This is a genomic window from Gemmata obscuriglobus, assembly GCF_008065095.1.
GTDB classification, from domain to species: domain Bacteria; phylum Planctomycetota; class Planctomycetia; order Gemmatales; family Gemmataceae; genus Gemmata; species Gemmata obscuriglobus.
On sequence record NZ_CP042911.1, the window covers coordinates 8587300 to 8603561 of the forward strand.

Here is a 16262-nt window from a genome sequence, read left to right on the forward strand (position 1 = left end):
CGGGAGGTCCAGGGTGGTTTTCTGGCTGACGATCGTCGTCTCGCTACTTATCGCGGTCCCGCCGGTCGCGGCCGGGTTATTCCTGTCCGTCGTGTACCTGTACGTGCGATGGCGGTACATGGGGTTCCTGACCCGCATCTTCCAGGAGAAGCCGCTGTTCGTGGTGCCGCGCGGCGAGCCGGACCCGCTGGCCAGCGAGGTCACCATTGCCGCGGCCGACGGGCTGGCGCTGCGCGGGTGTTACATCCCGACCACCGCGCCCGAACGTAAAGGCGTGATCCTGTTCGGCCTGGAATTCGGCTCCAACCGGTGGGCGTGTCGCCAGTACTGCCAGGCGCTGATCGCGTCCGGCTACGACGTGTTCGCGGTCGAAACGCGGAACCAGGGCGAGAGCGAGCGCGATGCGAACTACGAACCGCTCCAGTGGGTCACGGACCGGGACGTGTCCGACATGCGGTCGGCGGTCGCGTACCTGAAGTCGCGCCCGGACGCTCCGGCCAACGGGATCGGCATTTTCGGGATCAGCAAGGGAGGCAGCACCGGGCTGATCGTCGCCGCCGCCGACCCCTGGGTGAAGTGCGTCGTCACCGACGGTATGTACGGCACGCACACGACGCTGGTGCCGTACATGCAGCGCTGGATTCAGATCTACAGCGGAAACCGGCGCATCCAGAAGGTGCTGCCGAACTGGTTCTACGGCGCGATCGGCACCGTGGGCGTGAAGAAGGTGGCACGCAACCGCGGGGTGACGTACCCGAGTGTGGAAAAGGCCGCGGCGAAGTTGTTCCGGCCGCTGCTGATGATCCACGGCGGCGGCGACACGTACATCAAGCCGGAAATGGCCCAGTCGCTGTTCGCCCGCGCGACCGGTCGTAAGAAGCTGTGGGTGGTTCCCAACGCGAAACACAACCAGGCGTTGCACGTCGCGACCGACGATTACAACCGCACGGTGACCGAGTTCTTCGACCGGCACCTGGCGAAAAAAGCCCTGGAGGCGGTGGGGTAGGTCGGCTTGACGCTGGGAGAGACGGGGGGAATAAGGCGGCGCTCGTTTCCCCCGGAGCCGCTCATGCGTACCTGTCTCGTGACCCTCGTCATCGCCGCTCTGCCGGCCGCCGCGGCAGAGCCCGCCGTTCTGCCCGCCCCCCGGAACACCGCCGACCGGCACGTGCAGACCGTGTTGAAGCGGCTGAAGACCGAGGGCATGAGCGGTGTTATCGAGTTCGTCTTCGACGAGAAGACCGGGAGCCCGCCGGCGGCCGACAAACGGGCCGAACTGGCGGCCAACTTTCTCCGCGTCCGCAACGTGCAGGTGCAGGCGCTCGGGAAGCCGGCCGGCGACCCGGAGTTGCTCCGCGCCGACGTGTCCGGCCGGTCGCTGGTGCGGTACGTGTACGCCGAGCCGATGGAGCGCGGGCTGGTCATCTGGCAGTTCACCTTTTACCGCGCCGAAGGCGGTGACTGGCGGTGCCTCACCTTCCAGTCGGGCGACGGCTCCGAGGCGGAGTTCCGGGCGCTCGCGGCGGACGCCGACTTCGCGGACGCGAAGAGGAACGCCGGCGCCGCGCTCGACGCGCTGAAGGCGGGGGGCGTGTCCGGGCTGTTCGACGTGGTTTGGGCCGACGGAAAAAACGTCATCTCTGCGGAGCGCGGTCCGGTGGAGAAGACGTTCGCCAAGCTCCGCGACGACGCCGCGGCGCTGCTCGGCAAGTCACAGGGCGATGCCGAGTGGGTGCGGACGGAGGCGGTGGGCCGGCGGCTGGTCCGGTTCATCTACCTGGACAAGTACGAGCGCGGCACGGCGGTGTGGAAGTTCACCCTGTACCGCGTGGGCGGCGAATGGAAGTGGTGCAACGTGAACTTCAACGGCGACCCGGCGACCAGTTTCTCGGTCGTCCCGTGAGCCGCCCGAAGGTTCGGTGAAACTGTCAGAAACCCGCGGCCCAGCCGCGGGTTTCGTCGCGCGCGGGTGTGCTATGTCTCTGAAACGCTTCCTCCTCGTCCGCCTCGGTCGGCTCCTGACCTACCCGGTGCGGCGGCAGTTGCGCCAGTTCGAGGTCGCGTGCCAGAACCCCGAAGCGGTTCAAACGGAACTGCTCCGCGACATCATCCGCAAGCAGGCGGACACGCAGTTCGGCCGCGACCACAAGTTCGGCACGGTGCGCGCCGTCGCGGACTTCCGGGCGAACGTCCCGGTCGCGCCTTATGAGTACGTTAGCCCCTACATCGAAAAAGTGCAGAACGGCGACACCCGCGCGCTCTTGGCCGACAAGCGGGTGCTGATGTTCGCCCTCACGAGCGGCACCACCGCGAGCCGGAAGCTGATCCCGGTGACGGACGCCTACCTGGCGGCGTACCGGCGCGGGTGGAACATGTGGGGCGTGAAGATGTACCGCGACAACCGCGGGCGCCGGATCGCCATGCGGCCCATCGTGCAGCTCGGCGGCGACCCGGAAGAGTTCCGCACCCCGGCGGGCACCCCGTGCGGCAACCTCTCCGGCTACACCGCGATGGTGCAGAAGCGGATCATTAAGCGGATGTACGCGGTGCCGTACGTGACCGGCAAAATCAAGGACGCCCGGGCGCGCTACTACGTCGCGCTGCGGTTCTCGGTCGGCCGTAACGTGTCGCAACTGATGGCCGCCAACCCGAGCACGCTCGTCCAACTGGCCCGCACCCTCGACGCCGAAAAAGAGCACCTGCTGCGCGACCTTCAGAACGGCACGCTCCGCGCGGACCTCGACATTCCTGCCGACGTTCGTGCGTACCTGGAGCCGCGGGTGTCCCGCGACGCGGCCCGGGCGCGCGAGCTGTCCGCGGTCGCGTCGAAGATGGGTCGGCTGTACCCGCAGGACGTGTGGCCCACGGAAGGGACGGTCATCAACACCTGGACCGGCGGCAGTATGGGGCCGTACCTGCGCCAGTTGCCGCAGTATTACGGCACACCGCCGGTTCACGATCTCGGGCTGCTCGCGAGCGAGGGCCGGTTCACGATCCCGCTGTCCGGCGGCACCGCGAGCGGCGTGCTCGACATCTGGTCGCACTACTTCGAGTTCGTGCCGGAAGCCGAAATGGAGTCCGCGCGGCCGACGGTGCTCGGCGCGCACGAACTTCAGGAGGGCAAGAGCTACTTCATCCTGCCGACCACGAGTTACGGCCTGTACCGCTACCACATTTCGGACCTCGTTCGCGTCACCGGGTTCTACGGTCGCACGCCCGAAGTCGAGTTCCTCGGGAAGGGCCACCGGTTCGCGAACCTCACCGGCGAGAAGCTGAGCGAGTACCACGTGACCAAGGCGTTCGACGCGGTGGCGCAGGGCGTGCCGCTTCCCGTGACCGCGTACTCGATCGCGCCGATCTGGGACGACCGGCAACCGTACTACGCACTCTTCCTCGAAGAGCCGGACGCCGCGAACGGGTCCCTCAAGCCGTTCCTGGCGGCGCTGGACGCGCGACTCGGCGTGGAGAACGTGGAGTACGCCGCGAAGCGCGAGAGCGGGCGGCTCGGGGCGCTCCGGGCCGCGGTTGTCCCCGCGGGCACCTGGGGGGCATGGGATCGCGCGCGACTGGCACAAACGGGCGGCTCGCCGGAGCAGTACAAGCACCCGTGCCTGATCGGTGACCTGAAGTTCCGCGACACGATGACCGTCTTACGTGAGGTCGGCGCCTAGTGCGCGTGGCCGGGGGCGTTCTGCTCGGGGTGGCAGCGCGGCACCAAAGCGGCGGCTGAGCCAAGGCGATTTTGACAGGATCGACAGGATAAACAGGATTTAAATCGACCTGTCTTCATCCGGTGAATCCTGTCGATCCTGTCAAAATCGCCTTCGTAAACACGAGGCCGGCGTGGGCGCGAAACGCAGCCGCGACTATCCGCCCGTCCCGTCACCCGTTCTTGGCGACTGGCCCGCGTGCTTTGTGTGGTCGGGCAATTCGCGCATCGTGAAGGTGGTTGCGGTTGTGTCGCGAGGCGGGCCGGCGGCCCGCGCTCCAGCGCCGCATCGATATACTCACCCCTGTTTCATACCCTCGCCGAGTGAGTTGTCATGCCAGCCGCCGCGCCCGCAATTACTGTCGACACCGCCGCCGCCGTGGAGCGGCTCTTGCGCTTCCTGTCGGTCAACGCGATCACCGGGCACGAAGGTCCCATCGGTAAGGAACTCGCCGCGGCGCTTCAGGAAGTCGGCGTGCCGGCGAAGGCCATCACCTTCGACGACGCCCACACGCGCATCCCCGAGCCGACGCCGATCGGCAACCTCATCGTCAAACTTCCCGGTACCGGGAAGAAGGGCGCGCAGCCGATCCTGTTCATGACGCACATGGACACGGTCCCGCTGTGCGCCGGTGCGAAGCCGAAAATCGCCGGCAAGCGGGTCGTAAACGAACTGGAAGGCACCACCGCGTTGGGCGGCGACAACCGCACGGGGTGTGCGGTGCTCGTAACCCTGGCCGCGGAACTCATCAAGCAGAAACTCCCGCACCCGCCCATCACGATGCTGTTCACGGTCCGCGAGGAGAGCGGGCTGTTCGGCGCGAAGCACCTCAACCCCGTCGACCTGGGCGGCCCCGCCGTGGGCTTCAACTTCGACGGCCGCAGCGCCGCGGACGTGATCGTCGGCGCGATCGGGGCCGACCGCTGGTTCGTGGACATTCGCGGGAAAGCCGCGCACGCCGGGGTCGCTCCGGAAAAGGGCATCTCCGCCACAATGGTACTCGCGCTGGCAATGGCCGAGGTGTACGAGGGCGGGTGGTTCGGCAAGGTGATCAAGGACGGCCGCGAGGGGACCAGTAACGTCGGGCTCGTGGGCACCGCCGACGGCAAGAGCGCCGGGGACGCGACCAACGTGGTCACGGACTTCGTACACGTGAAGGGCGAGAGCCGTAGCCACGACGCGAAGTTCGTGCGCGAGATCACCGCCGCTTATAAGACCGCGTTCACCAACGCCGCCGCGAAGGTCAAAGACCACGAGGGCCGGGCCGCGAAAGTGAAGTTCACTTCGCGACTCGATTACGTGCCGTTCCGGCTGAAGTCCGACGCGCCTGTTGTGAAACTGGCCGAGGTGGCAATTCAGAAGATCGGGCGCACGCCGAACCTGCGCACGACGAACGGCGGGCTGGACGCGAACTGGATGGTGAAGCACGGCATCCCGACGGTGACCTTCGGGGCCGGACAGAACGAGATTCACACGGTCAAGGAGTTCGTGGACCTGCGCGAGTTCGAGAGCGCGTGCCAATTGGCACTGGTGCTCGCGACCGCCGAATGAATGAGTGGAATGCTAAACGTCTTGGGGATCGTGCCACAATGAGTTCGGCTTCGTGGCCGGCCCGGGACGAGGGCGTGTGGCATCAACGCTCGACGGATGAGCCGAGAAGATTTTGACACGATCGACAGGATGAACAGGATTTCAACTCGATCTGTCTTGATCCGGTGAATCCTGTTCATCCTGTCAAAAATTGTGTTCGTGCATACGAGACTCGCACGGACCGAAACTGCGATCATCTACCCACTCCGCCATCAGTTCTTATCAGGCGCACGCAACGAACCCGGCTGGTGGCCGGGTTCGTTGCATTCCGTTACCTGGTACTGATGCAGCGCTTACACCGCGGCGTTGAGCGGCGGGATGGTGCGGTTGTACCCGCCGGAGCGGTGCAGGATCGACCACGCTTCTGCGGTCCGGCCCCCGGCTTCGACGGTCACCAGGAACCGCCCGCCGTGAACTTCGGACTCGTAGTAACGGGCGTCGTCTTCGGGGATGCCCAGGCCGATGAGCGCCCCCACCAGCCCGAGGATCGCGGCGCCGCCGGCGGCGTTGAGCAGCACCGTGCCCAGCGTGCCGATCGCCAGCACCGGCCCGATCACCGGAATGGTTCCGGCGAGTACACCCAGCCCCACCAGCGCACCGGCTCCGGCGCCTACTACGGCTCCGGCGGCCGCGCCCTCGCCCGCAAGCGTCTCGTTGTTGCGCTCGTTGACCATGTTGCCGTCGGCGTCGCGGGCGATCATCCCGATGTTATCGTCGCTGAAGCCCGCGTCACGCAGCTCGTTGATCGCCGTTTCGGCTTCCGAACGGGTGTAGAACACGCCCACAACCGCGTTCGCCGTTGCCTTCTTCATGTCCGTTCTCCCGACTGAGAAAGGGCGGGCATGGGTTTCCCCTGCCGGCCCGAACCCGATGCAGACGGAGAAGGTAGAAGCACACGCGGTGCCGAATGTTCGGCTCCACTTCCAGAAACCCGAAGTGTTCTCATCGCGCGGCGTGATTCTCGCCTTTGAGCGTTGTCCGCGAACGGAGTTGAACGAGCGCCTCACGCGTCGGATCCGCAGGGCCGGCATGCACGCGGAGCGGACCGGACGCGCGGAGCATTCACTCACGGCGTGAGTGGGCCACACTCATAAGGCTGTGCATGGGTGCGTCACATCAACTTGAAATCACTGAAGTGTGGTTGAAGAAGAGCGGCGATTGGGTGCGTCACCCGCCTGCCGACGCAGGCGGGTGCAACCGCGGCGTGTTCGGGTCTCTCGGCCGATCGCCAAGGCCGCGCTAGCGGGAATGGACCGCACTTGGTATCACGCGCCTTGAGGGCAAAGGCTCGCGGCGCGGCACCGGTATCGTGGTCAGAAGTCCGTTTTGTACTTTTCGCCGAGCTTGCGGCGGGCGTCGGACATGGTCTGATCGATCTTGCTCCAGGTCGCGATCCGGCGCTTGTGGTCGTCCGCGACCACCTTCGCCATCTCGCCCTGAACCTGGGGCAGGTTGGTTTGCACCCCCTGGGGCGCGACGATCGCCCCGCGGTACCCGCCCCACCACCCGCCGTAATGCGGCCAGCCCCAGTTCGGGTACACCCCCCACTGCGTGTACGAGTAGCCCTTCGACGCGGCCGCGGTCACGTCAACCGGCACCCCGCGCAGGCTGGCCGCGATGGCACGCAGCCCCTGGGCGGCCTGGTGCGCCGCGTCCACAGCCGCCGGGTCCACGTTGCGCCGCGAGAGCTGCTCCAGTTGGGCCGCGGCCTTATCGTGCCACGTCGCGGTCTTGCCGTAGTCGCTGCTGTCCTTCACGTATTTGATGTCCGTCAGGATGGCGTCGGCCGCGCGCAGGTAGCGCTGGGTGGCGCCGGCGCTCGGTGCGTCGCCGGGTGCGGCGGGCGCGTCGGTGCCCTCCGGCCGCGGGAACGCGAACAGCGACACGATGCGCCGCAGGTCGTCGCCCGACAGCGGCCCCGACAGCGTCATCGTCTTGTCGGTGAAGGTCGCCTCCCACTTCTCCAGGCCCGCGAGCGAGACCCCGTACCCGTCGATCATTTCAAGGAACAGGTCCTTCAGCACCCCCTTGTACCGGTTCACGTCCTCGGGGAAATCGACGACCAGTTTCCCGGCCACGGCGTCGGTCACCTTTGCGGAGAACGTGAGCCCTTTTACGCGGCTCAAGAACGCCGCCAGCGCGGACTGGTTCACGCCCTTGTGCTTGACCAGCACCGGGCTGACGCTCAAGCCGTACCGGAGGAGCGCCGGCTCCAGCACGTCTTCGAGGTCGAGCGCGATCGTGACCGTGTCTCCCCCGGCGGCGTCCGCGGCCGTCTTGAGGTACGGGACCAGCGGGGGCAGCTTGCCGCCGCGGTGCGCCTTGAGCCACCGCGACACGTACTGCCGGTCGGCCGGGTACACCGCTGCGAGCGTCTCGCCCGGGAAGCTGGTGAAGTACACCTCGCGCGGCGACACGACGGTCAGTTGCCCCGCGATCTCGTCCGTGGTGCCGCCCTCCTGGGCCGCGAGCGTCTTGAAGTTGGGGAGCCCCTTCACCTTCACGAGCCCGACCTGGAAGTCGCGGCTCATGGTGGTGAAGTTGACCTCCCCGGCGATGGCGACGAGGTCGGCGTCGGGCGGGAAGAACCCGAGCCCGCCGTGCCCGCTCTGCTGAACCTTCTCGGCCCACTTGTCCCTCTTGGCGAGCGGGCTGGCGGCGGCGGCCTTCACGTCGATGAGGACGAGGGCGTTGGTGTTGGCGGAGCTGTGCTTGAGCAGGTCGTCGTAGGGGCCGGCGCCGGCGGCCGGCGCGCACGCGAGCAGCGCCGCGACGGCAAGGGAGCGGTACATCGGGTGTCCTCGGTGGTGCGGGGGCGACGGTGATTTTAGTGCGCGGCCGATTCAGGACCGGTCTTCAGGGTACAGCGGCCCCGCGCCGTCACGCCGCGGCACGCGGGGAGTGAAACAGCGGAAATAATGGCGGCGCGTGCTCGTTGTCTTTGCACCCCGGAGGGGGCGCCGGGCGTCGCACAGGGCGGAAGCCCCGTGACTCAAGCTCCGCACGCGGGTCACACTCAAGCGGGCCGAAAGCGGTCGCGCACCAGCGGCGCCAGCCTGCCCTGGTCCAGATGTTGTGAGAATTGACGAGCGTCCATCCGTTTCGGTGATTCGCCCAACCCGTCTTTTCGCGCTTTTGAACCAGAATCGCGGGCGGAAAAGCCCGAATTCCTCAAGCCCTCTTGTTTCTGTACCGGACGTGCGCAAAAATAACTCCGACAACCACACCTAACGATGCACCGGCTTCGGGCCGCCCGCGTCGGGGTGTCGGGTCGCTTGTCCCCTACCGCCCACCGGCGGACCGGGCGGGTAGCCCGGCAACCGCGGCGTGGGCGCTTCCAGGGCCGGTGCCGGCGTTTACCGGCGCGGTGTGAGCCGAGGGTCAAGCGACATGGCGATCAAGAAAGAGAAAGACACCGGGACGCTCATCCTCGAACTGGTGGACAAGCTCCACGAGGAACGCAAGATCGCCAAGGACGTGATCTTCAAGGGCATCTCGTCGGCCATCCAGGTGGCCGCGGAGCGCCACTTCCAGGTGGAAGAGGGGGTGTTCGTCAGCATCGACGAGGCCACCGGCCACATCGTCGCCAAGTACGGCGACCAGGAGCTGGACCCGATCACCCTCGGGCGCATCGCGGCGCAGTCGGCCAAGCAGATGATCATCCAGAAGATCCGCGAGGCCGAGTCGGACACCGTATTCACCGAGTTCACCGGCAAGAAGTACGAACTCCTGGTCGGCACCGTCACCCGCGTGGACGCGGGCACCGCCATCGTGTCGCTCGGCAAGTCGGAGGCCCTGCTGCCGCGGAGCGAGCAGATCCCCGGCGAGACGCACCACGTCGGCGAGCGGGTCAAGGCGATCATCATGGAGGTCCGCAAGCAGGGCAACCGCGTCAAGATCGTGCTGTCCCGCGCGCACCCCGAGTTCGTGAAGGCGCTGTTCGAGGAAGAGATCCCGGAGATCGACGAGCGGATCATCGACATCCGGGCCGTCGCCCGGGAGGCCGGGTACCGGTCGAAGGTCGCGGTCACCAGCATCGACATGAAGGTGGACGCGGTCGGCGCGTGCGTGGGGGTCCGCGGGAGCCGCATCAAGAACGTGATCGAGGAGCTGAACGGCGAGCGCATCGACATCGTCCGCTGGAACGACGCGCTCCAGGTGCTCATCCCCAACGCGCTCCAGCCGGCCCAGATCTCCGACGTGTTCACCTACCCCAAGCTGGGGCGGGCCATCGTGCTGGTCACCGACGACCAGCTCTCGCTGGCGATCGGCCGCCGGGGCCAGAACGTGCGGCTGGCGTCCAAGCTCGTGGGCTGGGACATCGAGATCATGACCCACGACGAGCTGGCCGAGGCGCTGGAGCGGGCCGAGCGGTGGTTCGGTCAGCTCCCGCACGCCTCGCCGGAATTGACCAACGCTCTGATTGAAGAGGGGTTCCTGTCGTACAACGACATCACCATGACCGACGACGAAGGGCTGGCCGAGTTCACCGGCCTGACCCAGGAGGCGGCGGACGAGGTGGTGATGTACGCGGAAGAGTACGCGGACGTCATGGAGCGGAGCGTCGAGGAGGAGCGCCGGCAGGCCGAGCTGGCCGCGAAGGAGGCCCGGCTGCAGGAGCAGGCCGACGCGGACGCCCAGGCGCGAGCCGAAGAAGAAGCTCAGGCCGCGGCCGAGGTGGGGCTGACCGAAGGCGCCCTCAACCCGGACGCGACCGGCGAAGTTGGCGTGACCGACGAAGCGGTCGAAGTGGCCGCGGGTGCGGAATCTGGCGAAATTGATGCCGCGGCCGAACCCGATGTGGTGGCCGAGGCCTCTACCTCTGGTGAGGTGACCGATCGTTCGGCGGACGCGCCTTCCGACGCGGACAAACCGGCCGAATGACGCCAGCAACGAACGGGAGCGAAGTATGAGTCGTTGATGCGACGGTCGGAACTGGCTCGGTGCCCCGACCCGCTCATTCTCGTGCCTCCGGCTATCCCGCCGAGAGTCCCCCTTTTCTATGGGGCCGGCGGGATTAGAATATAACTCATTCGGGGCGCGATCGGTCGATCCGGTATGCCCGCTCGCGCGGGCCGGTTCGGGGGTTGCTCGGGGCACCCCCAAGAGGAGTTCCGCTTGTCGAATCCGACGTCGAAAGACACGAAAGACAAAAAAGTCCGGGTGTTTAACCTGGCGAAAGAGTTGAACGTCGAGAGCAAAGTGCTCCTCGACTACTGCAAGGAACTCGGGTTCGCCGACATCAAGAACCAGCTCAACGGCTTGGAGCCGGAGCAGGCGGACGCGCTGAAAGAGCGCGTCAAGAAGGGGCCGAAAAGCGGTCCCGCGCCCGCGCCGGCCCCGAACGCGCCGCCGAAAAACGTCATTCCTCCACTGGCCAAGCCCATTCCTGCGATTCCGAAACCGCTTCCGAAGCCGGCGGTCAAACCGGCCGAACCGCCCGCACCGGCTGTGCAAGCCCCGGTCGCGGCTCCCGCTCCTGTTGCGCCCGCGCAGCCCGCGGCGCCCGCCCCGACTCCGGCGGTCGTCGCCGAATCGCCCAAACCCGCGCCGGCTCCTGCTGCGCCCCAACCGGTTGCGGCGGAGGTGAAGCCGGCCCCGGCGGTCGTCGCCGAAGCGCCCAAGCCTGCACCGGCTCCTGCTGCGCCCCAACCGGTTGCGCCGGCCGCGCCCCCGAAGAACGTGATCCCGTCGCTGGGCGGGAGCGGCATGCGGAACTTGAACCAGGGCCGCCCCGCGAATCTCAGCCCCCAGCGGCCGGCACCGGCGACGCCGCCGGCTCCCGCTGCCCCGGCAGCTACCACTCCGACTACCGTTGCGGCGGCTCCCGCTGCCCCGGTCGCTACCACACCGGCTACCCCGGTGACTCCCGCCGCAGCACCCGCGCCGGTTGCACAACCTGCGCCCGCCGCGGTTGAGGCAAAACCGGCAGTCGCGGCAGAGGCGAAGCCGGTCCCCGCGGCCGAAGCGAAGCCGGCGCCTGCGGCGCCGGCTCGGACCGCCCCGGCGGTGCCGCCCTCGCCCGTCGCTCCGAAGCCTAACGTACCGGCCGCTGCGGCCCACCAGCCGCCGGCCCGTCCGACGCCCCCGCCCGCGCCCCCGGGGCCGCCGAAGAACATCATCCCGACGAACCTCGGCCAGCCGACACGCCCGGGCGTTCTGGACCGCAAGCCGGCCCCGCCGCCGCCGAAACACATCGCCCCGTCTCGCACGTCGGTGGGCCAGGCGCCGCCGCCGAGCGGCCAGCGGCCGCCGTCCGGGGCCACCGGCGCACCCGGCCCGCGTCCCTCCGGTCCTGGTGGTGCTGGCGGTCCGGGCGGTCCCGGATCGCCGCGCACGGGAGCGGGACAAGGCGGGCCAGGGGCTCAGAACCGCTCCGGTCCCGGTGGTCCGGCCAAGCCGGGCGGCCCCGGGCAGTCGGTGAAGCTCACCCCGGAGATGATCGAGCGGCTCCGCGCGGCCAGCGCCCGCGGGCAGCGGCTGTCGATCAACGAGGTTGCCAAGACCCCGTCCGCCCCGGCGCCTGGCGCGCCCGGTCGGCCCGGTGAACCGAACCGCCCGGGCGGCCCCGCCCGCACCGGCGGCGCACCGACCCCAGGCGCCCCGCGCCCGGTCGGTGGTGACGAAGAAGAAGACGAAAAGAAGAAGACCGGCGTCATCGGCCGCGACTCCCGGCACAAGGGCCGCACCGGCGGCGGCGACCGGGGGCGCTCGTCCGGCGGCCCCCGCGTGGACCGCGGGTCGGTCGTGCTCGGGCCGGGCGGCGTCGAGATCGTGGAGCAGCAGTGGGGCTCCCGCCGCGGGCCGCGGGCCGCGCTCATGCGCAAGGCCATGCGCGGCAAGGTCGCGCCGGTCAAGAAGGAAGGCAAGATCGAGATCACGCTGCCCATCACCGTGCGTAGCCTTTCCGAGGCGACGGGGGTGAAGGCGGGCGAGCTCATCAAGCGCCTCATGAAGGAGACCAACCAGCTCTACGGCAACAACTCGCCGGTGGAGTTCGACACGGCGGCGATGATCGCCGTCGACAACAACATCGAGCTGGTGGTCAAGCGGCAGAAGACGGCCGAAGAGGAGCTGATCGAAGAGTTCGAGCAGATGATGGAGAACGTGGACCCCGAGAAGCTGCGCCCGCGGCCCCCGGTGGTCACCATCATGGGTCACGTCGACCACGGCAAGACGTCGCTGCTCGACAAGATCCGGAAGTCGAACGTCGCGGCCGGCGAGGTGGGCGGGATCACGCAGGTGATCCGCGCGTGGTCGGTCACCCACAAGGTGCTCAACCCCGACGACCCGAACGAGGAGCTGCTCGAGAAGCAGATCACGTTCCTCGACACGCCCGGCCACGAGGCGTTCACCAAGATGCGCGCCCGCGGGGCCAACGTCACCGACATCGCGGTCATCGTGGTGGCGGCCACCGACGGCGTGATGCCGCAGACCGAAGAGGCGGTCAACCACGCCAAGGCCGCGGACGTGCGCATCATCGTGGCGATCAACAAGGTCGACGCGCCGAACGCGAACGTCGAGCGCACCAAGCGGCAGCTCTACAACCTGAACCTGCTGCCGGACAACATGGGCGGCGACATCCAGTTCGTCGAGACCAGCGCCCTCACCGGCCAGGGCATCGACGACCTGCTCACCGCGATCTCGCTCGAAGCGGAGTTCAACCTCGCGGACGACCTGAAGGCCGACCCGGACCGCCCGGCGTTCGGCACCTGCCTCGAAGGGTACATGACCGCCGGCGAGGGCGTGAACGCGACCGTGCTGGTGCAGCAGGGCACCCTCCGCCCGGGCGACATCGTGCTGTGCGGTGCGAACTACGGCCGCGTCCGCACGATGTACAACGACCACGGCGTCGCGATCGAGGAGGCCGGCCCCAGCACCCCCGTTCGCATCACCGGCCTGGGCGGCGTGCCCAACGCCGACGACCCGTTCTACGCGGTGGACGAGCTCACGACCGCGGCGAAGATCGCCGAGGCCCGTGAGAAGAAGGACCGCGAGGCGTCGCTCAACCGGTTCCAGGCGGTCAAGGACCTGGACTCGCTGACCGCGGCCAAGAGCAAGCTGAAGGTCACGGAGCTGAAGATCATCCTCAAGGCCGAGGCCCGCGGCTCGGTGGAGGCGATCAAGAAGGAGCTGGAGAAGCTCACGCACGAGGAGGTGACCACCCGGGTGCTGCACGCCGGCATCGGGGCCATCACCGAGTCGGACGTCCAGCTCGCCCGCATCAGCCCCGACGACACGCTCGTCATCGGGTTCAACGTGACCGCCGACGACGCCGCCCTGCGGCTCGCCGACGAGCAGGGCGTCAGCCTCCGCGAGTACCAGATCATCTACAACCTCGTGGACGACGTGAAGGCGGCGATGGAAGGCCGTCTCAAGCCGATCGAGGAGGTGGTTCACCTGGGCCGCGCGGTGGTCCGCCAGACCTTCAAGGTGGGCAAGGTGGGCACCATCGCCGGGTGCTACGTCACCAGCGGTGTCCTCGAACGGTCCGCCCGGGTGCGGATCATCCGCAGCGGCGTCGTGGTGTTCCCGCCCGCCGAAAAGGTGGTCGGCCTCGACAGCCTCAAGCGGTTCAAGGACGACGCCAAGGAGGTCCGCGAGGGCTTCGAGTGCGGTCTGAAGGTTTCCAACTTCGACGACATCCGTGTCGACGACGTGATCGAGGCGTTCAAGATCGAGGTTCGTGCCCGTACCCTGTAACCGATTCGGAGTGCGGCGTTCGGAACGCGGAATCGAAGACCAAAAGACGTAACGGCTTTGTTGTCTTCGATTCCGCGTTCCGAACGCCGCACTGCGGATTACCAAATGATGGTCATCGGCTCGTTATCAGTCCGGCTGCTCGTGCGCGAGAGCCGGACCTTGAAGGACAAACGACAGGTCGTGCGCAGCGTCCTCGACCGAATGCGGGCGGCGTTCAACGTCTCCGCGGCGGAGGTGGACACGCACGACGACGTAAAATTGGTTACGCTCGCGTTCGCCGCGGTGGGGTTCGAGACCGCCGCAGTTCAAAGCGCGTTGCAGAAGATCGCTGACGCCCTGCGCGTCCACCCGGTCGCGGAATACCTCGGCAGCGAGGTCACGGTGGGGTCGGAAGTGGTTTAGCCGCGAGGTTGCCGTGACCCGACCGTGCCCGTTTTGCCGCGCCCAACTCGTGACCGTGGGCAGCGGATACTGTCCGAACTGCGCTCGGCTTGATGTCGCTCGCTCGTGGAGAAAGTGGCACGGTCCTGCGTACTTGGTATCGGCATCCTTGTGGTTGCTGAGTTTGGTATTCTGGCTGTTACTCTACTTCGATCTGTTCAGCCAGGACGGTCAGAGCCGGATTGATATGTCGGGCTGTGTCGCGGTTCTTTCCGGTGTCAATTTGCTGCTTTTTATCAAAAAATTCCGCGACTGGCACGCAGGATTGAATTCATCTGCCACGAGGTCTGAACAACCCGAATGAAATCGCACCGGTTAGCACGCGTGTCGGAGGTGGTCCGCGAGACGGCGGCCAACGCCATCCTGTTCGAGATCAAAGACCCGCGGGTCAAGAACGTGACGGTCACGCGCGCGGAGGTGTCGGCCGACCTTCAGCACGCGAAGGTGTTCGTCTCGGTGATGGGGAGCGAGAAGGAGCAGTCGCTGACCATGCACGGGCTGAAGAGCGCCGCGGCCTACGTGCAGACGAAGATCGCCGACCGGCTCACGTCGCGGTACGTCCCCCACGTCACGTTCATCCTGGACGAGGGGGTGAAGAAGAGCATCGAGATCGCCCGGATTATCCGCGAGGAGAACGAGCGGCTCGAAGCCGATCGCGGCGCGGCCCAGACGCCCCCTGAAGGGGAGCCGGGGGGCGACTCGCCCGAGAGCGATCCCGAATCGACGGACGAAGCCGAGCACGGACAAACGACCGAAGCCGCCGAAGGAACGACGGACCGCCCGAAACCGTAGCCGCGGCGCGGGCCGCGCCCGCTTCGCAGCAGTCCCCACGGGCGAACGCCAACGGAACCGGAGTCCCACCGCATGCCGGCCATCACGAACAAGCAGCAGCTCCTGACGCAGGCGCAGGCGGCCCTCAAGAAGAGGTACCCGCTCCCCACCCCCGAGCCGCGCGAGCCGCGCCTGTTGCTCGATGAACTCATCTTCGCCATCTGCCGAGAAGGCAGCACCACCGAGGACGCGGAAGAGGCCTACGCGCGCATCCGGAAGGTCTTCGTGGACTGGAACGAGATCCGCGTCAGCACGGTTCAGGAGGTCGCCGACGCGCTGCGGCCGCTGCCCAACCCGGGGCCGCGCGCGGGGTGGATCATCGGCGTGCTGCACGCCGTGTTCGAGATGAACTACTCCTACGACCTCGGCGACATGGAGAAGAAGGGGCTCAAGAACGCGGCCAAGCAGATCTCCCGCTACTTCAACGCCAAGGACCTCGAAACGAAGGGGCTCAAGCAGGCCGCGAAGCAGATCGAGCGGTTCAAGCGGGTGAACGACTTCGCGGTGGCGTGGGTGGTCCAGCGGTCCCTCGGCGGGCACGCGATCCCCCTGGACGGCCCGACCTTTCGCGTGCTCCGGCGGCTCAATGTGGTCGAGGAGGCCGAGGCCGAGGACATGGAGTCGCTCCGCGGCGGCATCGAGCACGTGATCCCGAAGGCGCGTGGCGAGGAGTTCACGGAGCTGATGAGTATCCACGCCAAGGAGACCTGCATCGAGAAGACCCCGCTGTGCGGCCAGTGTGTGCTCAAGGGCGAGTGCCCCACCGGGATCGAACTCTTGTCGAAGAAGTCCGACAAAGACAAAGAGAAGGCCGAGCCGAAGCCGAAGAAGTCGCGCTGAGCCCGTTTTCTAACGAACCGGGGGCTCATGCCCCCGTCCGCCGACACGTCACGTTTTGCCGCTCCTTTTCTCCACTTCTCCCAATCTAACTGGCGCAAGCTCGGGTCATGGCCTCGTCTGCCCGATGAGGACGGGCCGCACAAATTG

General features: G+C 67.3%; 11 protein-coding genes. 9 read left to right on the forward strand and 2 right to left on the reverse strand.

Annotation, left to right across the window (positions count from 1 at the left end; translation table 11 throughout):
* Positions 1-13 precede the first annotated feature (13 nt).
* From GobsT_RS35670 to GobsT_RS35685, 4 genes are all read left to right on the forward strand, one after another.
* Positions 14-1006, forward strand: a complete 993-nt coding sequence (locus GobsT_RS35670) for an alpha/beta hydrolase (RefSeq protein WP_010041532.1) — start codon at positions 14-16, stop codon at positions 1004-1006.
* Positions 1007-1069: 63 nt separating this feature from the next.
* Positions 1070-1903 carry a hypothetical protein gene (locus tag GobsT_RS35675; RefSeq protein WP_010041531.1) on the forward strand — a complete coding sequence of 278 codons (834 nt, stop codon included), beginning with the start codon at positions 1070-1072 and terminating at the stop codon, positions 1901-1903.
* Between the two features lie 73 nt (positions 1904-1976).
* Positions 1977-3671, forward strand: a complete 1695-nt coding sequence (locus GobsT_RS35680; RefSeq protein ID WP_010041530.1) for a GH3 auxin-responsive promoter family protein — start codon at positions 1977-1979, stop codon at positions 3669-3671.
* Between the two features lie 393 nt (positions 3672-4064).
* Positions 4065-5261, forward strand: a complete 1197-nt coding sequence (locus tag GobsT_RS35685; protein WP_029601218.1) for a M20/M25/M40 family metallo-hydrolase — start codon at positions 4065-4067, stop codon at positions 5259-5261.
* A 332-nt stretch (positions 5262-5593) separates the two neighbouring features.
* On the opposite strand, the gene GobsT_RS35690 is transcribed toward GobsT_RS35685, so the two are convergent.
* Entirely contained in the window at positions 5594-6112 is a 519-nt protein-coding gene (locus tag GobsT_RS35690; RefSeq protein ID WP_010048051.1) for a general stress protein, read from the reverse strand.
* Between the two features lie 501 nt (positions 6113-6613).
* The gene (locus tag GobsT_RS35695) at positions 6614-8092 is read right to left on the reverse strand and encodes a hypothetical protein (RefSeq protein ID WP_010048048.1); all 1479 of its coding nucleotides are present in this window, start codon (positions 8090-8092) and stop codon (positions 6614-6616) included.
* 598 nt (positions 8093-8690) lie between these two features.
* Here GobsT_RS35695 and nusA point away from each other — a divergent pair.
* From nusA to GobsT_RS35720, 5 genes are all read left to right on the forward strand, one after another.
* Positions 8691-10184: a transcription termination factor NusA gene (nusA, locus tag GobsT_RS35700; protein ID WP_010048046.1), complete on the forward strand. Its 1494-nt coding sequence runs from the start codon at positions 8691-8693 to the stop codon at positions 10182-10184.
* A gap of 234 nt (positions 10185-10418) precedes the next feature.
* Positions 10419-14003, forward strand: coding sequence for a translation initiation factor IF-2 (infB, locus tag GobsT_RS40755; RefSeq protein ID WP_010048045.1), 3585 nt, complete (start codon positions 10419-10421; stop codon positions 14001-14003).
* 105 nt (positions 14004-14108) lie between these two features.
* A complete protein-coding gene (locus tag GobsT_RS35710) occupies positions 14109-14405 on the forward strand; it encodes a DUF503 domain-containing protein (protein ID WP_010048101.1) in 297 nt (98 codons plus the stop codon).
* A 339-nt stretch (positions 14406-14744) separates the two neighbouring features.
* Positions 14745-15236: a 30S ribosome-binding factor RbfA gene (gene rbfA / locus GobsT_RS35715; RefSeq protein WP_010048100.1), complete on the forward strand. Its 492-nt coding sequence runs from the start codon at positions 14745-14747 to the stop codon at positions 15234-15236.
* 72 nt (positions 15237-15308) lie between these two features.
* Positions 15309-16115 (forward strand): endonuclease III domain-containing protein, encoded by an 807-nt coding sequence (locus GobsT_RS35720; RefSeq protein ID WP_010048099.1) that lies wholly within the window; start codon positions 15309-15311, stop codon positions 16113-16115.
* The last annotated feature ends 147 nt before the right edge of the window (positions 16116-16262 follow it).